17 protein-coding genes and 1 tRNA gene are annotated in these 17,185 nt (G+C 60.5%); 14 read left to right on the forward strand and 4 right to left on the reverse strand.

Features of this window, described 5'->3' with window-relative positions; translation table 11 throughout:
* Positions 1-182: 182 nt before the first annotated feature.
* From KI610_RS02060 to ppk2, 11 genes are all read left to right on the forward strand, one after another.
* Positions 183-473 (forward strand): co-chaperone GroES, encoded by a 291-nt coding sequence (locus KI610_RS02060; RefSeq protein WP_226403591.1) that lies wholly within the window; start codon positions 183-185, stop codon positions 471-473.
* 40 nt (positions 474-513) lie between these two features.
* Positions 514-2,166, forward strand: a complete 1,653-nt coding sequence (gene groL / locus KI610_RS02065; protein WP_226403592.1) for a chaperonin GroEL — start codon at positions 514-516, stop codon at positions 2,164-2,166.
* 201 nt (positions 2,167-2,367) lie between these two features.
* Positions 2,368-2,676, forward strand: a complete 309-nt coding sequence (locus KI610_RS02070; RefSeq protein WP_226497042.1) for a DUF485 domain-containing protein — start codon at positions 2,368-2,370, stop codon at positions 2,674-2,676.
* 1 nt (position 2,677) lies between these two features.
* Complete coding sequence (locus KI610_RS02075; protein WP_226497043.1) at positions 2,678-4,357, forward strand: cation acetate symporter; 1,680 nt, start codon at positions 2,678-2,680, stop codon at positions 4,355-4,357.
* 358 nt (positions 4,358-4,715) lie between these two features.
* Positions 4,716-5,387, forward strand: coding sequence for a response regulator transcription factor (locus tag KI610_RS02080; protein WP_226497044.1), 672 nt, complete (start codon positions 4,716-4,718; stop codon positions 5,385-5,387).
* Between the two features lies 1 nt (position 5,388).
* Entirely contained in the window at positions 5,389-6,870 is a 1,482-nt protein-coding gene (locus KI610_RS02085) for a sensor histidine kinase (RefSeq protein ID WP_226497045.1), read from the forward strand.
* A 64-nt stretch (positions 6,871-6,934) separates the two neighbouring features.
* Positions 6,935-7,010: transfer RNA gene (locus KI610_RS02090), tRNA-Phe, on the forward strand.
* A 163-nt stretch (positions 7,011-7,173) separates the two neighbouring features.
* Positions 7,174-7,356 (forward strand): hypothetical protein, encoded by a 183-nt coding sequence (locus KI610_RS02095; RefSeq protein WP_226497046.1) that lies wholly within the window; start codon positions 7,174-7,176, stop codon positions 7,354-7,356.
* 7 nt (positions 7,357-7,363) lie between these two features.
* Positions 7,364-8,137 (forward strand): class I SAM-dependent methyltransferase, encoded by a 774-nt coding sequence (locus KI610_RS02100; protein ID WP_226497047.1) that lies wholly within the window; start codon positions 7,364-7,366, stop codon positions 8,135-8,137.
* A 113-nt stretch (positions 8,138-8,250) separates the two neighbouring features.
* A complete protein-coding gene (locus KI610_RS02105; RefSeq protein WP_226497048.1) occupies positions 8,251-8,706 on the forward strand; it encodes a SixA phosphatase family protein in 456 nt (151 codons plus the stop codon).
* Between the two features lie 57 nt (positions 8,707-8,763).
* Complete coding sequence (ppk2, locus tag KI610_RS02110; RefSeq protein ID WP_226497049.1) at positions 8,764-9,888, forward strand: polyphosphate kinase 2; 1,125 nt, start codon at positions 8,764-8,766, stop codon at positions 9,886-9,888.
* On the opposite strand, the gene KI610_RS02115 is transcribed toward ppk2, so the two are convergent.
* On the reverse strand, positions 9,885-10,256 hold the full coding sequence (locus KI610_RS02115; protein WP_226497050.1) for a hypothetical protein: 372 nt from the start codon (positions 10,254-10,256) through the stop codon (positions 9,885-9,887). The genes ppk2 and KI610_RS02115 overlap by 4 nt on opposite strands.
* Before the next feature lie 59 nt (positions 10,257-10,315).
* On the opposite strand from KI610_RS02115, the gene KI610_RS02120 reads away from it, so the two are divergent.
* The gene (locus tag KI610_RS02120) at positions 10,316-12,475 is read left to right on the forward strand and encodes a PhoX family protein (protein WP_226497051.1); all 2,160 of its coding nucleotides are present in this window, start codon (positions 10,316-10,318) and stop codon (positions 12,473-12,475) included.
* A gap of 53 nt (positions 12,476-12,528) precedes the next feature.
* Positions 12,529-13,179: a PEP-CTERM sorting domain-containing protein gene (locus KI610_RS02125; RefSeq protein ID WP_226497052.1), complete on the forward strand. Its 651-nt coding sequence runs from the start codon at positions 12,529-12,531 to the stop codon at positions 13,177-13,179.
* A 192-nt stretch (positions 13,180-13,371) separates the two neighbouring features.
* On the opposite strand, the gene KI610_RS02130 is transcribed toward KI610_RS02125, so the two are convergent.
* The 3 genes from KI610_RS02130 to KI610_RS02140 form a co-directional block, all read right to left on the reverse strand.
* Positions 13,372-13,857, reverse strand: a complete 486-nt coding sequence (locus KI610_RS02130; protein WP_226497053.1) for a thioesterase family protein — start codon at positions 13,855-13,857, stop codon at positions 13,372-13,374.
* A gap of 70 nt (positions 13,858-13,927) precedes the next feature.
* Positions 13,928-15,769, reverse strand: coding sequence for a putative bifunctional diguanylate cyclase/phosphodiesterase (locus KI610_RS02135; RefSeq protein WP_226497054.1), 1,842 nt, complete (start codon positions 15,767-15,769; stop codon positions 13,928-13,930).
* 199 nt (positions 15,770-15,968) lie between these two features.
* Entirely contained in the window at positions 15,969-16,178 is a 210-nt protein-coding gene (locus KI610_RS02140) for a hypothetical protein (protein WP_226497055.1), read from the reverse strand.
* Positions 16,179-16,385: 207 nt separating this feature from the next.
* On the opposite strand from KI610_RS02140, the gene KI610_RS02145 reads away from it, so the two are divergent.
* A complete protein-coding gene (locus tag KI610_RS02145) occupies positions 16,386-17,183 on the forward strand; it encodes a PEP-CTERM sorting domain-containing protein (protein WP_226497056.1) in 798 nt (265 codons plus the stop codon).
* Positions 17,184-17,185 lie beyond the last annotated feature (2 nt).

The raw sequence follows: 17,185 nt of genomic DNA on the forward strand, positions 1-17,185 counted from the left end.
TTTTGCGGAATTTTTTTAGTTCATCTCTTTTGTCTGCCCTTGAAATACCGGTTCCTCGCCCCTATTATTAGCACTCACCGGAGACGAGTGCTAATAACCCGCCCGCTCCGGTCCCGAATCCGCGCTTCGGTGCGGTCGGCCAATTTTCCGTGTGTTGCAATTCAATTTCAGGAGTCAGATTTATGAATATCCGTCCTTTGCACGACCGAGTGATCGTCAAGCGCGTTGAAGCCGAGCGCACCACTGCATCCGGCATCGTCATTCCCGATTCCGCTGGTGAAAAGCCGGATCAGGGCGAAGTTCTGGCCGTCGGCCCGGGCAAGCGCGACGACAACGGCAAGCAGATCGCACTCGACGTCAAGGTTGGTGACCGCGTTCTGTTCGGCAAGTATGCCGGCCAAGGCGTCAAGGTTGATGGTCAGGAAGTCCTGGTCATGCGCGAAGAAGACATCATGGGCGTTCTGGTCGCTTAAGCGCCACGTCACTTAACCTAAAAAATTCAGGAGCTATTAAATGGCAGCTAAAGAAGTCAAATTCGGTGATTCCGCCCGCGCACGCATGGTCGAAGGCATCAATGTCCTGGCTGACGCAGTCAAGGTCACCCTTGGTCCCAAGGGCCGCAATGTCGTGCTCGAGCGTTCCTACGGCGGCCCGACGGTCACCAAGGACGGTGTTTCCGTCGCCAAGGAAATCGAACTGAAAGACAAGTTCGCCAACATGGGCGCCCAGATGGTCAAGGAAGTTGCTTCCAAGACCTCCGACATCGCTGGTGACGGCACCACGACCGCGACCGTTCTGGCCCAGGCCATCGTCCGCGAAGGCATGAAGTACGTTGCCGCCGGCATGAACCCGATGGACCTCAAGCGCGGTATCGACAAGGCTGTGGTCGCTACCCTGGCCGAACTGAAGGCTTTCTCCAAGCCCTGTACGACGACCAAGGAAATCGCCCAGGTTGGTTCCATTTCCGCCAACTCCGATGCTGACATCGGCGAAATCATCGCCAATGCCATGGAAAAGGTCGGCAAGGAAGGCGTCATCACCGTTGAAGATGGCAAGTCCCTGGCCAACGAACTCGACGTCGTCGAAGGCATGCAGTTCGACCGCGGCTACCTGTCGCCGTACTTCATCAACAACGGCGACAAGCAGCAAGCGCTGATGGAAAACCCGTTTGTCCTGCTTTACGACAAGAAGATTTCCAACATCCGCGACCTGCTGCCGATCCTCGAACAAGTTGCCAAGGCCGGCCGTCCGCTGCTCATCATCGCTGAAGATGTCGATGGCGAAGCGCTGGCAACCCTGGTTGTGAACAACATCCGTGGCATCCTGAAGACCGTTGCCGTCAAGGCCCCGGGCTTTGGCGACCGTCGCAAGGCCATGCTCGAAGACATCGCCATCCTGACCGGCGGTACCGTCATCGCCGAAGAAACCGGTCTGTCGCTGGAAAAGGCTGTCCTCAAGGATCTGGGCCAGGCCAAGCGCATCGAAGTTTCCAAGGAAAACACCATCATCATCGACGGTGCTGGCGAAGCCGCTTCCATCGAAGCCCGCGTCAAGCAGATCCGTATCCAGATCGACGAAGCGACTTCCGATTACGACAAGGAAAAGCTCCAGGAACGTGTTGCCAAGCTGGCTGGCGGCGTTGCAGTCATCAAGGTTGGTGCCGCGACCGAAGTCGAAATGAAGGAAAAGAAGGCCCGCGTTGAAGATGCCCTGCACGCTACCCGCGCTGCCGTGGAAGAAGGTATCGTCGCCGGCGGCGGCGTCGCCCTGATCCGCGCCCGCGCTGCCGTTGGCAAGCTCAAGGGTGACAACCACGATCAGGACGCCGGTATCAAGATCGTCCTGCGCGCCATGGAACAGCCGTTGCGCGAAATCGTCGCCAACGCCGGCGACGAGCCGTCAGTTGTCGTCGACAAGGTGCAGCGTGGCAAGGGTAACTACGGTTACAACGCTTCCACCGGCGAGTACGGCGACATGGTTGAAATGGGCGTTCTCGACCCGACCAAGGTGACCCGCACTGCACTGCAGAACGCGGCTTCCGTGGCCGGCCTGATGCTGACCACCGAGTGCATGGTTGCTGAACTGGCTGAAGACAAGCCGGCCGGCGGTATGCCTGACATGAGCGGCATGGGCGGTATGGGTGGCATGGGCGGCATGGGGATGTAATCCTCCGCCAAGCCAGCTTCACCGCTGTGAAGAGCCCCGCCTTGTGCGGGGCTTTTTGCTTTCCGGGCTTGGCTGGTGGCCGGAAATTGCTTTGATCTTTGTTATAAGTTTTGTAACTGTCTGTAAGTTAGCTGTAAGACGCTAAGCCTAAATTACGCTCCGCAGCAATGCCTCTACAAACAAAATCTGAGGAGCAAATCAATGCAAGACGTACTTGATCGGGTGACAGCCAACCCGAAATTTCTGGAGTTTGTTGCCATGCGCAGCACTTACTCCATCATCATGGCTATTGTCAGTGCCGCCGCTTACTACGGCTTCATCCTGCTGGTCGCTTTCAACAAGGAATTCCTCGCCCAGAAAATCGGTGAGGGTTACACGATGAGTATCGGCGTGCCGATCGGCGTTGCCGTTATCGCCTTCACCATCGTCCTGACCTGGATCTACGTTCGCCGCGCCAACACCGAGTTCGACGCGATCAACGAAGCCCTCATCAAGGAGGCACAGAAGTAAGATGAATAAATTCACTCAAATTCTCGCCGGCCTTCTGGCCCTGGCCGTTGCCGGTGGCGCCATCGCCGCCGGTGCCGACCTCGGCGAAACCCAAAAGCAGGCCACCAACTGGACGGCCATCGTCATGTTCGCCATCTTTGTCGGCGGCACGCTCTACATCACCAAGTGGGCTGCCTCCAAGACCAAGTCGGCAGCTGACTTCTACACCGGCGGTGGCGGTATCACCGGTTTCCAGAACGGCCTGGCGATCGCCGGCGACTACATGTCTGCCGCGTCCTTCCTGGGTATTTCCGGTCTCGTGTTCGCCAACGGCTTTGACGGCCTGATCTTCTCGATCGGCTGGCTGGTCGGCTGGCCGGTCATCACCTTCCTGATGGCTGAGCGTCTGCGCAACCTTGGCAAGTTCACGTTCGCTGACGTGGCTTCCTACCGTTTCGCCCAGACCCCGGTCCGCATCTTTGCTGCTTCGGCTTCCCTGGTTATCGTCGCCTTCTACATGATTGCGCAGATGGTCGGTGCCGGTCAGCTGATCAAGGTGCTCTTCGGCATGGAATACCTCTACGCTGAAATCCTGGTCGGTTCCGTCATGATGATGTACGTGCTGTTCGGCGGTATGACTGCAACCACCTGGGTGCAGATCATCAAGGCTTGTATGCTCCTCGGCGGTGCCACCTTCATGGCTGTCTCGGTTCTGCTGCAATTCGGCTTCTCGCCGGAAGCACTGTTCACCAAGGCTGTCGAAGTTCACTCCAAGCATGACGCACTGATGTCGCCGGGCGCCCTGATCAAGGATCCGGTCTCCGCGATCTCCGTCGGTATGGCCCTGATGTTCGGTACCGCTGGTCTGCCGCACATCCTGATGCGCTTCTTCACCGTGCCGAACGCCAAGGAAGCCCGCAAGTCGGTTGCCTGGGCAACCACCTGGATCGGTTACTTCTACATCCTGACCTTCATCATCGGTTTCGGCGCTATCACCAACCTGATCCAGAATCCGGGCGACTTCTACGTCGGCGGCGAACTGGCCAAGGGTCTGAAGGGCGGCGGCAACATGGCTGCTGTGCATCTGGCCAAGGCTGTTGGTGGCGACCTGTTCCTCGGCTTCATCTCGGCCGTGGCCTTCGCAACCATCCTGGCTGTTGTGGCTGGTCTGACGCTGTCCGGTGCTTCTGCCGTGTCGCATGACCTGTACGCTTCCGTCTTCGCCAAGGGCTGCTCTTCCGAAGCCGAACTGCGCGTTTCCAAGATCACCACCGTTTGCCTCGGCGTTCTGGCTGTGGTTCTGGGTATCGCCTTCGAAAAGGAAAACGTTGCCTACATGGTGATGCTGGCCTTCGTTATCGCCTGCTCCTCCAACTTCCCGGTGCTCTTCATGTCCGTGTTGTGGAAGAACTGCACCACCCGTGGTGCTGTGGTCGGTGGCTTCGTCGGTCTGGCTTCTGCTGTGGTCCTGACCATCGGCTCGGCCAGCGTCTGGGAAGCCGTCATGCACAACCCGAAGGGCTCTGCCTGGTTCCCGTACAACTCTGCTGCCATCTTCTCGATGTCTGCCGCGTTCTTCACGATCTGGCTGGTGTCCATTCTGGACAACTCCGCTCAGGCCCAAAAGGAACGTGCCCTGTATCCGTCGCAGCAACTGCGTTCGGAAACCGGTCTGGGTGCTTCCGGCGCCAGCGGTCACTAATCAGACGAGTCATCGTCAGCAAAAAGCCCGGGCTTGCCCGGGCTTTTTTTTCGTCTTCAATTTTGGGTGATTTTTCCGGTTGACCGTAGCGAACGATAATTCGCGACCAGTCGAAGCCGCCATCGTGAAAACGCGGACGTGCTTGTGCACTGCGGAATTCGCAGGGCAGTTTATTTGATAGACTGTGAAGCTTGGGGCGAGGAAAAAAAACGGTAGGGGGCCGCCCAGTGCAGGTCGGGCAACCCCCTGAGTAGCGGTATGCACCGCGTACTCCAAAGACCATAAAAGGAGAACAGCCCGAACAGAATAATGCGACAGGCTTACAGAAATCTTACGTCGGCATAGGCCCAACAGAACCATGCGCATCCTTATTGCTGAAGACGACACCATCATCGCTGATGGTCTTTCCCGCTCGCTACGTCAGGGCGGTTATGCCGTAGACTGGGCTCCCAATGGGTTGGAGGCAGATGCAGCTCTGCTCACGGTCTCCTATGACTTGCTCATTCTCGATCTCGGCTTGCCCAAGCTTTCCGGGCTCGACCTGCTCAAGCGAATTCGCTCGCGCAATTCCCAACTGCCGGTGCTGATCCTTACCGCCCTCGACGGTACGGGCGACCGCGTCAAGGGCCTCGATCTCGGCGCCGACGACTACATGGTCAAACCCTTCGAGCTGCCTGAACTCGAGGCACGGGTCCGTGCCTTGACCCGTCGCTCGGCCGGAACGTCTCCGACCATCCAGTGCGGCGCGCTGACCTACGATCAAGTCGGCCGGGTGGCCCAGATCAATGGTGAGGCGCTTGATCTTTCGGCCCGCGAAGTGGGGCTGCTCGAAGTCCTGCTCAGTCGCATGGGCCGCCTGGTCAGCAAGGATCAGTTGGTCGATCACCTTTGCGGCTGGGGCGAGGAAGTCAGTCACAACGCCATCGAGGTCTACGTCCATCGGCTGCGCAAGAAAATTGAAACCGGGGGCGTGAAGATCGCTACCGTGCGCGGCCTGGGTTACTGCCTTGAGCGACCCCAGAGCGAGTAGCATGCCCTCGCCGGGATCCGAAACCGAGCGCTCGCTGTTTGGCGAGATACTGGACTGGATGCTGGCACCCCTGCTCTTCGTCTGGCCGCTCAGCATTGCCTTCACCCATTACTTCGCCAACAACGTCGCCAATTACCCCTACGACCAGGCGCTGCGCGAGCATGTCACGGCCATTGCGCGACAGGTAAAACTGGTCAACGGCAAACCCTTGCTATCCTTGCCGGCCTCGGCCCGGGCCATGTTGCGGGCCGACGAAACCGACAGCGTCTATTTTCATGTGCTGGCCGGTGGTGGAAAACTGCTGGCCGGTGACAAGGATTTGCCGGAGTCGACATCGGCACCGGATGACTCGATCGTGCCCGGCGAAGTCTATATGCGCGACGCCGATTTCAAGGGGCAGGAGTTGCGTATGGCCTACACCTACCTGGCTGAGCCGCAAATGGCCAAGGCACAGTGGGTGCTCATCGAGGTTGGCGAGACGACCGAGAAACGCAGCCAGCTCGCCAACAAGATCGTCGCCAGCGTCATCCTGCCGCAATTCATCATCATTCCGCTCGCCGTCATGCTCGTCTGGTTCGGCCTGTCGCGTGGCCTGCGACCGCTGACCCGCTTGCGCCAGACGATCGAGGCGCGAGAGCCCGATGACCTTTCGCCGATTGCCACCCGGCGCGTACCCGAAGAGCTGGAACCGCTGGTCGAAGCCTTCAACGAAATGCTTGAGCGCATGAAGCGCAGCGTTTCGGCCCAGCAACGCTTCGTTGCCGATGCCGCCCACCAGATGCGCACGCCGCTCACCGGCCTCAAGACGCAAGCCCAGTTCGCCATCCGGGAAACCGATCCGGAGGCGCTGCGCCATGCCCTGCGCCAGATCGCCACCGGCGTGGACCGGGCTGGCCGCTTGATCAATCAGTTGTTGACGCTGGCCCGCACCGAAGGCGGCGAAGTAACCCAGCAAAAGCATGAGCCGCTCGACCTGGCAGAGTTGATCCGCGATGTCGTTACCGACTGGGTGCCGGTCGCTATCGAAAAAAACATCGATCTCGGCTTTGAATCCGACAAACCCGCGATGATTGTCGGCAACTCATTCCTGTTGCAGGAACTCGCCAAGAACCTGCTCGACAACGCCCTGCGCTACACCCCCAGCGGCGGACATGTCACCTGCCGCATTCTGGTCAATCAGGCGACCGTCCTGCTGGAGGTCGAGGACAACGGGGTCGGCATCAGTGAAGAGCAGGCCGAACTCGTCTTCGAGCGCTTCTATCGAGTGGATGACGCCACTACTGAAGGCAGTGGCCTCGGCCTCGCCATCGTTCAGGAAATCGCCATGCAGCACGATTCGCGGGCCAGTCTGCGACCCAATCCCAACCGCCGTGGTGCCGTGGCGCGGGTGGCTTTCGCCGCCTGGCATCCGCCGGTTCCACCAATGCCGCCGCCAGACGATTTTTCCGAGCTCTACCGCCAATCCCCGCCGATCGGTACCTGAGTCCTCAAAAACGCCTGTGCTGGTTGCGGAGGAGCGGTGACATCGCTATAATGCGCCCTCGTTTGGCCAATTAGCTCAGTTGGTAGAGCAGCGGATTGAAAATCCGCGTGTCCGTGGTTCGATTCCGCGATTGGCCACCAAATTCATCCTTGGGTCTCAAGGAAAAAACGCCAACCCTCATCGGTTGGCGTTTTGCATTGTGGAATGTGTTCATGCGCCGGTTATTATCGCGGTGCTGACTTCTTTTTTCTCCCGTTTTTCAACCCGCATTCCATGCCATTTTTGGCGACTAGAGGAGGCCTCTTGGCCAAACCAAACTACCAGTTCGAAAAGCGCCAACGAGATCTCGCCAAGAAAGCCAAGCAGGAGGAAAAACGTCGTCAGAAGCTGGCCGACAAGGCTGACAATGCTGCCGGCGAGGATGCGGCGTTGAGCCCGTCCGAGGCTGGCTTGTCGACTTCTGACAGTGAGCTTCCCCAGGTCTGAGGACAGCTTGAGTACGGCGGTAAACGTTCGCATCGAGGCGCTGGCACCGGAGTTTGTCGACCGGGTTGGCGCGCTGGCCGAGGCGCTGGGTTTGCCGCAGGCGGGGGAGGCTGAATTTGCCTTGCAACTGGGGGCCGATGGCCTGCAGTTGCAGGAGCTGGGGCCGGATGCGGCGGGCCCGGTGCGGGTCGATTTCCTCGAGGGGGCCGTGGCGCATCGTCGTCAGCATGGCGGTGGCAATGGCCAGATGATCGCCAAGGCGGTCGGCATCCAGTCCGGGGTTCGGCCGATAGTTCTTGATGCGACGGCCGGTTTGGGGCGCGATGCCTTTCTGCTGGCCCAACTGGGTTGTTCTGTCACGCTGATCGAGCGCCATCCGCTGATCGGTGCCTTGCTGGCTGATGGTCTGGGGCGGGCGCTGGTCGATCCGGAAGTGGCGCCGATCATTGAGCGCATGGATTTGCGCCTCGGCAATGCCATCGAGCTGATCAGGGATTGGTCCGCTGAGCCGCCGCAGGTCATTTATCTCGATCCGATGTTTCCGCATCGCGACAAGAGTTCGCTGGTCAAGAAAGAGATGCGCGTCTTTCGTCCGTTGGTCGGGGGCGACGACGATGCGGCGCAACTGCTGCAGGCGGCGCTCGGGCTGGCGACACATCGCGTCGTCGTCAAGCGGCCGCGCAAGGCGCCGAGCGTTGATGGCCAGCCACCGGGCTATGTGCTGGAGGGAAAATCGAGCCGCTATGACATTTATCCCAAGAAGGCCTTGAAGGTCAGGTAGCGGCGGTTCGGCGATTTGTTTTGTCGCTGGCCAGGAGCCTCAAAAACTCGCTATATTGAAATCAGGTGGTAACAGTTCATGGGCATACTGCGGGCTTTTGAGGAGGGGCGATCATGGAATTGCTGCTGTGGCGCCACGCTGAGGCGGAAGACGGCGACGATGATTTGAAGCGGCGTCTGACTTCGCGCGGTGAAAAACAGGCGCGGACGATGGCGGCCTGGATTCTGGCGCATCAGCCCAAGGATCTGCGCATTATCGCCAGCCCGTCGGTGCGCACCCAGCAAACGGTCGAGGCCTTGAAGCTGCCTTTCGAAACGATACGCAAGATCGGGCCGGAGGCTTGTGTTTCCGAACTGATCGCCGCATCCGGCTGGCCCTCGGCCCCGGGTTCGGTGCTGATCGTCGGCCATCAGCCTTCGCTCGGGCGCATGGCGTCCTTGTTGCTGGCCGGGCATGAGTCCGAGTGGAGCATCAAGAAGGGCGCCTTGTGGTGGCTGAGCAACCGCGTTCGTCGAGGCGAAACGCAGACCGTGCTGCGGGCGGTCATTCCCGTTGAAATGCTGGACTAGACAAGGCGCTGCCTTTGCCGTGAAATAAACTCTTTACATCGATTGATGGAGAGAGAGATGGTCACCAGAAAAAAGACGACGGTAACACCGCCGAAAAAGATCGCCGCTGCTGGAGCCAAGCCGGCCCCCCGTGCCGTTCGCCGGCGTCAGGTGGTGAGTGGCGATGTACCGCCGGTGCTGACCGAGCAGGGCATTGAGGGGTTCACCGTGCGGGCTGCGGTCGACGCTGCCCAGGCGTCAAAAATGGGGGCGATGCGCGATGTGATCGCCGGCATGCCGGCCGACGAGTCGGTTGCCTTGCTCCGTGGTCTGCTCAAGCAGCAGGGCGTGGTCGTCGAGGAATTGCCGGCCAGCCCGGATGACGAGTTGGCCAAGGATTGGCGCGACGGCGGCTACCCGTACAAGAATCTCATGCAGCGCCGCAATTATGAGCGGCAGAAGTATCGCCTGCAGGTCGAGTTGCTCAAGCTGCAGGCCTGGGTCAAGGAAACCGGGCAGAAGGTGGTGATCCTCTTCGAGGGCCGCGACGCGGCGGGCAAGGGTGGCACTATCAAGCGGTTCATGGAACATTTGAATCCGCGGGGCGCTCGCGTCGTGGCGCTGGAAAAGCCGAGCGAAATGGAGCGCGGCCAGTGGTATTTCCAGCGTTATGTGCAGCATCTGCCGACCAATGGCGAGATCGTCATGTTCGACCGCTCGTGGTACAACCGGGCCGGCGTCGAGCGGGTCATGGGTTTTTGTAGCGATCAGGAGTACGCCGAATTCGTCCGTCAGGCGCCGGAGTTCGAGCGCATGCTGGCGCGCAACGGCACGCATCTGATCAAATTCTGGTTCTCGGTCAGTCAGGAGGAGCAGCGCCGCCGGTTTGGCGAACGCAAGGTGCATCCGCTCAAGCAGTGGAAACTGTCACCGATCGACATGGCGTCGCTCGACAAATGGGGCGACTACACCAAGGCCAAGGAGGCGATGTTCTTCCACACCGATACCGCCGATGCGCCATGGACGGTGATCAAGTCGAACTGCAAGAAGCGGGCGCGGCTCAATGCCATGCGCTACGTGCTTCACAAGTTGCCGTACAACAACAAGGATACCGATCGCATCGGCAATCTCGACCCGCTCATCGTCGGCCGCGCCAACGTGGTTTACGAGCGGGGCGAGCAGCAGGGTGTGCCGATTCTTTAGGCTTCGCTGCGGTCAATCAATTTCAATTTTGGCCGATTTTTCCGGTTGACCGTGGAATTCTCGCCGCCGGCATCATTGAGCCGGCGGATTTGGTTTTTGAGTGTCATCTGCATCAAGGCAATACGGCCACCGGACGGATTCCGTCCGGTGGCCGTATTTTTTTCGTTCAATTGGTGCGACGACACTGCTACCCGGCCCATTCCAACGTGACAACAAGCGTCATCCGGGAGGTTGTTGCGTAGTCCGAAAGGATCATCAAGCGACAATATTGGTGCAATGACCAGGTAATAATTGTTGACCAGAATCAAAATTGTATGGTCACCCCCAATGGATATGCCCGGTTTGAATCGGCGCATTGGTGAGGCCATGGTCCCGCCCCCCACCCGACGATGAAAGATGGTCGCGTCACAATTTTGAGAGGAATGTCATGAAAGGCAGCAAGCATCCAAGGAACGATCTGACGATCAATCCGTCAGGCAACGAATCGATCATCGATGTCATCGGCCGCGTCGAAGTCAGCCGTCGCCGCTTTATTCAAGGTTCGGCCAGCGCCGGCGCGCTGGCAGCAGCCGGCGGCCTGACCCTGTCCGGTATCGTTGGTACCGTTGAGGCCGCCGTGCCCGCCCCAGTGGTGGGTATCGGTTTCGAAAGCATCCCGCCCAGCCTGGCGCCGGTTGCCGACAAGGTCACCGTGCCGGCCGGTCATACCGTCAAGTCCCTGGTTTCCTGGGGTGATCCGATCATGCCGGGGGCTGTTGCCTACAAGGCCGATGCCAGCAATACCGCCGCCGAGCAGGCGATGCAGTACGGCATGCACACCGACGGCATGCATTTCTTCCCCTTCCCGAGCCGTGGCCAGGTTCTCAACGACCGTGGCATCCTGTGCGCCAACAACGAATACACCCACGAAGAAATCCTCTTCCCGGACGGCCAGGTCGGCGCCGGCTACAGCATCGAGAAGTGCCGCAAGTCGCAGGCCGCGCACGGCGTTTCGATCACCGAAATCCGTCGCATCAACGGCAACTGGAGTGTCGTCAAGGGCTCCATCTACGGCCGTCGCCTGACGGCCAACACGCCGATGCGCATCGCCGGCCCGGCCGCCGGACACGCCCTGATGAAGACCAGGGAATTCAACATCGCGCCGACCGGTTCAGTCGCCACCGGCAACAGCACCGATGGTTTCAAGGCTTTCGGCACCATCAACAACTGTGCGCATGGCATCACCCCCTGGGGCACCTACCTGACCTGCGAAGAAAACTGGAACGGCAACTTCGGCGCCAACGCACCCCTGCCGGCGGTTACCACCGAGGCCGGCAAGCTCTATAACCGTTACGGCGTCACCGCCGCCGGTTTCGGTTATCGCTGGCACACCGCCGATCCGCGCTTCGATCTGGCGGTCAATCCGAACGAGACCAACCACTTCGGCTGGGTTGTCGAAGTCGATCCGCTCGATCCGAAGAGCGTGCCGGTCAAGCGCACCGCGCTCGGCCGCATCAAGCACGAGAGCGCCCAATACGTCGTTGACCGTGCCCAGAACCTCGCCTTCTACATGGGTGATGACGAAAAGAACGAGTACATCTACAAGTTCGTCTGTGCCGACAAGTACAACCCGGGTAACCGTGCTGCCAACCGCGATTTGCTCGACCACGGCACGCTCTACGTCGCCCGTTTCGACGCCGACCTGAGCGGTACCTGGCTGCCGCTGACGCCGGACAGCATCGGCCTCGATGGCGTTGCCCTGCGCGACAACCCGAACTTTGCCGGGGCCGACGATGCCGAAGTCCAGGCCAAGATCCTGATCAAGACCCGCATGGCGGCCGATGCTGTGGGCGCCACGATGATGGATCGTCCGGAATGGACCGGCGCCCGTCCGCGTCTTAACGGCAACGACGAGATCGAGATCTACTGCACGCTGACCAACAATGATCGTCGAGGCACGACGACCGCCTCGGTCAACAAGGCCGACGGTTCGACGACGGCAGCTTCCGCCCGGCCGCCGGTCGATACGGCCAACCCGCGTGAAGACAATCGCTACGGCCACATCATCCGCTGGCGCGAAGCCGGCCAGTCGGTGCTCGCCACCGAGTTCAACTGGGACATCTTCGTTCAGTGTGGCGATACCGCGACGATCAAGACGGTCAAGCCGACCAACGACTACAAGGGCAACATCAACGACGATCCGGACGGCTCGGCCGATATCGGCGCGCCGGACGGCCTGTGGTTCGACTGGTTCGGCCGCCTCTGGGTGCAGACCGACCAGGCCGGCAACGGCTCCGGCGACTGGATTCACATCGGCGCCAACAGCCTGTCCTGTGCCGACCCGGTGAGCAAGGAGTTCCGTCGCTTCCTGACCGGACCGAACAAGTGCGAAGTCACCGGCATCACCATGACGCCGGATGGCAAAACCCTGTTCGTCGGCATCCAGCACCCGGGCGAAGACGCCGTTGCCGCCAACCCGACCGCGCTGTCCAACTGGCCGGCCAGCCAGTGGGCCACCCGTGCCGACGGCACCCCGTTGCCGGGCGGCCGTCCGCGCAGCGGCGTGGTGGTCATCACCAAGGACGACGGCGGCATCGTCGGCGCCTGAGTTTTTGAACCAGCCCCGGCGTCAGCCGGGGTTAATTCGATAAAGGAAAATCAATGAACAAGTTCAACCTGATTGCCGGCCTGGTGCTGGCGATTTCTTCCGCCGCCTCGCACGCCGCCGTGATCGTCGACCGTGCCGACGTGCCGGTCTCGCAGACCGTCATCGACTTCGAAAGCGAAGATGGCCTCAACCTGTTGGGTGGTGACACCTACAACTTTGCCGGCGGCTCGATCACGGCCACCGACAGCTATACCGTCGGCCAGTACATCGCCGACCTTGGCGAAAACGGCCTGTGGGGTGCCGGCAACCACTTCGTCTCGTTCGACACCATCGGTCAGATGACCATGAACATCAGCTTTGCCGCGCCGACCAAGGGTGTTGCCTTCGATTACAGCATCTACGAAGAGAATGCCGACGGCTCTGCCATGCTGACGGCGCGTTATTACGATGCCAACGACAGCCTGCTGAAAACCGCCAAGTTCATCTTTTCGCCGTTTGGTGCCAATAGCTACGACCAGTTCCAGAGCTTCGGTTATGTCAGCGACGCCGCCAATATCGCCCGCGTCAGCATTTCCGGCGACGGTGTCGTGCTCGACAACCTGACCTTCACGGCCGCCGTTCCCGAGCCGGAAAGCTACGCCATGCTGCTCGCCGGTCTCGGATTGATGGGCGTTGTCGCCCGTCGTCGCAGCCAGCGCGTCTGAAAACGGACGCTTTCGAAGCGGCAGGGCTTGCCCTGCACAATCAACAAAGGCCGGAAACTTCCGGCCTTTGTCATTGAGTGGCCGCGCCGGCCGATTCTTTGGCTTTCAAACGCCGTCGGGGCATTTCAATTTTGGCCCTTTTTTACGTTTCACGTAGTAAACCCGGTTGACCGTGGAAGTCGCTCTGTCGGCTTAACTGATGACGTAAGACGCCCCGCCGGTGGCGATGAGCAGGCCGGTTTCGTTCTCCAGCGTCATCTGCACCGAGGCGATGCGGCCGCCGAGACGGGTTATCCGTCCGGTGGCCGTGAATTTTTTGCCGATGCCCTGATGCAGGTAATCGGTGCGCAAGTCGATGGTGCCGATGCGGCCGAAGCGATGGCCGACCTGCTCGGTCGTTTCGCTGTTGAATTTCTCGGCAATGGCCACGGTCGCGGCCAGGCCGCCGACGGTATCGAGCACGGTGGCGATCACGCCGCCATGCAGGCGGCCATGCAGAAAATGGCCGATGAGGTCGGGGCGCATGGCGAAACTGATTTGCGGCGCGGCTGGGTTGAGCGACTCGACCTTGAAGCCGAGCAATTCGTTGAAACAAAGCTTGTGCTCGAAAACATCGCGCAGAGTGGCTTCGAGGCGGGTTTGCTCGTCGGCGGAACGGCGGGGCAGGGTGGGGGTCATTGGGTCCGATAGGTCTTGAATAGGGCGATGGGATTGCCCTCGCCCAGGTCGAACGCAATTTTAACGCAGCTTACTTTTTGTGCGCTGCTGGTACGTCGGTGCCGGTCGGCGCATCAAGGAAGCGCTGGCGGAAGTCGGCTTCCGGCATCGGCCGGCCGCTCAGGTAGCCCTGGTGGATATCGCAGTGCAGGTCGCGCAAAAGCACCAGTTGCGCTGCCGTTTCGACCCCTTCGGCGACGACTTCGAGGCCGAGGTTGTGGGCCATGGTGATGATCGCCGGGACCAGTGCGCTACCGCCGGCATCGTCGATCAGGGCGGTGACGAAGCTGCGGTCGATCTTCAGGCTACTGAAGGGCAGGCGGTGCAGGTAGGAGAGCGAGGAATAGCCGGTACCGAAATCATCGAGAGCCAGGCGGAAGCCGCGGGCGCGCATGGCGTGGAGCATGTCGACGTGGTTGCCCTCGGCCATCAGCAGCATCGACTCGGTGACTTCCAGCTCGATTTGCTCGCAGGCGACGCCGTGCTCCGCACACAGCGCGGCGACCGTCTCGGTCAGGTCGCCGGGCCAGAACTGGCGGGCCGAGAGATTGATGGCCATGTGCAGCGGTGTCGGCGACAGGCGGTTCCAGCGGGCCAGGCAGGCGATTGCCTCGGTCAGTACCCAGTGGCCGATGGGGATGATCAGGCCGGTTTCCTCCGCTACCGGGATGAAGCGGTCGGGCGGAATCCACTGGTCGCCATCCTGCCAGCGCAGCAGGGCCTCGGCGCCGAGCAGGCGGCCGCTGGCGGTGTCGAATTTGGGCTGGTAGTGCAGGGAGAAAGCCTGTTGCTCGATGGCCCGGTGCAGGCGCAATTCGATCGAGGCGCGCTGCTGCACGCGCTCCTTCATTTCCGGCGTGTGGCGGGCAACCTGGCCACCGCCATGGCGCTTGGCCACGTACATCGCGGTATCGGCATCGCGCAATAGTTGCTCGGCATCGGCGGCGTCGTCCGGGTACAGGCTGAGCCCGATGCTGGCGCCGACGTGCAGCTGGTTGCCATCGGTGACGAAGGGCTGGTTCAGGCGTTCGAGGAAATCGCGGGCGCGGGCTTCGGCCGTCGCGCCATTGGCGATGCCGGTGAGCAGCACGATGAATTCGTCGCCGCCCTGGCGGACCAGGGTGTCGGTCGGGCCGAGCGCACCGCGCAGGCGCCCGGCGACATCCTGGAGCAGGCTGTCGCCCAGCCGGTGGCCGAGCGAGTCGTTGATGTCCTTGAAGCGGTCAAGGTCGATGAACAGCAGGGCGACACGTTCTTGCCGGGCCGTCGCCTGGTGCAGTGCCTCGCCCAGTTTCTCGGCGAGCAGCAAGCGGTTGGGCAGGCCGGTCAGCGGGTCGTGCTGGGCCATGAAGGCGAGTTGCTCGTCGTGCTGCTTGCGTTCGGTGATGTCGGTGACCGAGCCGGCCATCTGGTAGGCGACGCCGTGACGGTCGCGCACCGCGATGCCGCGTGAGGCGATCCAGCGGTACTGGCCGCTGCTGGCGCGGACCCGGTACTCGCAGTAAAAGTAGGGGGTGCGGCCCTTCAGGTGCTCGGCGACGGTCCGGTTGTAATGGCAGCGGTCGTCCGGATGGACCAGTTCCAGCCAGGCATGCGTGTCGGGCAGGAAATTGTCGCGATAACCAAGGATTTCCAGCAATCGCTTGCCGACATCGAGGCGCTTGCTGACCGGATCCCATGCCCAGAAGCCGTCGTGCGCCGCCGCCATGGCCAGGCTATAGGCGCGCTGCGTGGCCCACAGCTGGCGCAACTGAGCCTGGACGACGTAGCCGCCAAAGAGGATGAGCAGGGCCAGACCGCCGCGTAGGACGAACGACGATTCCCACCACCAGAGTAGCGGGAAGAGTATGCCAAGCAGTGCGAGCAGCGCCATGCGCGCCAGAATGCCGCGATTGCCCAGGCCGGGGAGTAGTTGGTGCAGGGTATGAATCGGGATGTCTCCGGGGCGTTTCTAGTTTCCTGGCAGGGCGTTTGGCAACTCGCGCCGGAATGTTTTGCCGCAGTATCTCTTCCTCTTCAGGCAACGGTCAAGCTCGGGAAAACCCCGGGAAACCTCGCGTCATCCTGGCATGTTAACAGCATGATTGGTTTGGCATTTTCGGCCAGCGGATGCCGGGGTCGGGGGGCAGCTTCGCGTTCAGAGGCGGGCGGAAGAGGTTGCCGTGGCTGTTGCTTTTCCATACCGGTTTGTCGCCGGCGTTCGGGCCGACAATCGCCCCGCCGATGACGCGATGCGTTTCGGCATCGAAATGAGCCTTTCGAAGCAGCGCAAAGTCAAACATCAACTCAGAGCGAACGAAACTTCAAGCGATTGATTAAGTTAATGAAAGTCCTGTTGCCTCAGAGCGCGCTACTTGCCGTAGGCCTCACGACAGCGCTTTTGGCTTGAATTTTGATTACAATTTCATAATCCGTTTTCATATTTCAACTCCATCCGGACGCATCAGCAGTCATTCATTGTTTGTAATTAAGAAAAAAGGAAAAAAAGCATGAAAAAAACCGCCTTGCTGGCTGCCCTGCTCGCCTGCGTTTGCCTGCCGCTAACTGCATCCGCCGTTCAATATCAGGTCACTGTCAGCGGTACGTTGGAAAGTGGTTTTACCGGCACATTCGATAGCACCTTTGGCTACGACCTGAGCAGCTGGCAGGGCAAGTCGTATTCCATGCGTTTTATTTTCGACAACGACCTGGCTAATGCGACTGGCTCTGGGACTTACTCATGGGACGAAGTGGATGGCAATGTGGACCACTGGTGGGCGTTTAGTCCGAGCAATACCCAGCTCGACATTGGCGGTGTCACGGTGTTCTCAGGCTCGGATCTCAACAAAAACCAGATCTCCACCATGAACAATCAGTTCGTTCCCAGCACGCTGCCGGACTTGCCGCCGGGGGTGGTTGCCGGCAAGGAATTCGACGGACTCATGATGGAAACAGGGCATTTTGTTGGTTGCCAGGGCGGCCCATGCGATTGGGATAGCCAGACCCAAGTCCGGGAAGAGTTGTGGATTTGGGGCGACCATGTCTGGGACGACCTCAGCGCCATCCCGAACAGCGAATTGCCCGACCTGCTCAACACCTCGCCCAACTTTTCCAATACCGTTTACAAGGAATTTGCCATAGATGCCGGCCGCTGGAGCGGGTCCGGTACAGGCGAAGCCATCTACAGTCTTCGTGGCAGCATCGACAGTGTCACGATAGCCGCCGCGCCTGTACCTGAACCCGAAACCTACGCCATGCTGCTGGCCGGCTTGGCCATGCTCGGCTGGAAAGTGCGTAGCCGCCGTTGAAA

This window comes from Ferribacterium limneticum (assembly GCF_020510565.1).
Taxonomy (GTDB): domain Bacteria; phylum Pseudomonadota; class Gammaproteobacteria; order Burkholderiales; family Rhodocyclaceae; genus Azonexus; species Azonexus limneticus_B.

Coding starts and splice junctions, on each gene's coding strand:
- KI610_RS02060 (WP_226403591.1), top strand. CDS start 183: ATGAATATCCGTCCTTTGCACGACCGAGTGATCGTCAAGCGCGTTGAA.
- KI610_RS02130 (WP_226497053.1), bottom strand. CDS start 13,857: ATGACCCCCACCCTGCCCCGCCGTTCCGCCGACGAGCAAACCCGCCTC.
- KI610_RS02070 (WP_226497042.1), top strand. CDS start 2,368: ATGCAAGACGTACTTGATCGGGTGACAGCCAACCCGAAATTTCTGGAG.
- KI610_RS02105 (WP_226497048.1), top strand. CDS start 8,251: ATGGAATTGCTGCTGTGGCGCCACGCTGAGGCGGAAGACGGCGACGAT.
- groL (WP_226403592.1), top strand. CDS start 514: ATGGCAGCTAAAGAAGTCAAATTCGGTGATTCCGCCCGCGCACGCATG.
- KI610_RS02075 (WP_226497043.1), top strand. CDS start 2,678: ATGAATAAATTCACTCAAATTCTCGCCGGCCTTCTGGCCCTGGCCGTT.
- KI610_RS02145 (WP_226497056.1), top strand. CDS start 16,386: ATGAAAAAAACCGCCTTGCTGGCTGCCCTGCTCGCCTGCGTTTGCCTG.
- KI610_RS02125 (WP_226497052.1), top strand. CDS start 12,529: ATGAACAAGTTCAACCTGATTGCCGGCCTGGTGCTGGCGATTTCTTCC.
- KI610_RS02120 (WP_226497051.1), top strand. CDS start 10,316: ATGAAAGGCAGCAAGCATCCAAGGAACGATCTGACGATCAATCCGTCA.
- KI610_RS02115 (WP_226497050.1), bottom strand. CDS start 10,256: ATGGCCTCACCAATGCGCCGATTCAAACCGGGCATATCCATTGGGGGT.
- KI610_RS02140 (WP_226497055.1), bottom strand. CDS start 16,178: ATGTTTGACTTTGCGCTGCTTCGAAAGGCTCATTTCGATGCCGAAACG.
- KI610_RS02080 (WP_226497044.1), top strand. CDS start 4,716: ATGCGCATCCTTATTGCTGAAGACGACACCATCATCGCTGATGGTCTT.
- KI610_RS02085 (WP_226497045.1), top strand. CDS start 5,389: ATGCCCTCGCCGGGATCCGAAACCGAGCGCTCGCTGTTTGGCGAGATA.
- ppk2 (WP_226497049.1), top strand. CDS start 8,764: ATGGTCACCAGAAAAAAGACGACGGTAACACCGCCGAAAAAGATCGCC.
- KI610_RS02135 (WP_226497054.1), bottom strand. CDS start 15,769: ATGGCGCTGCTCGCACTGCTTGGCATACTCTTCCCGCTACTCTGGTGG.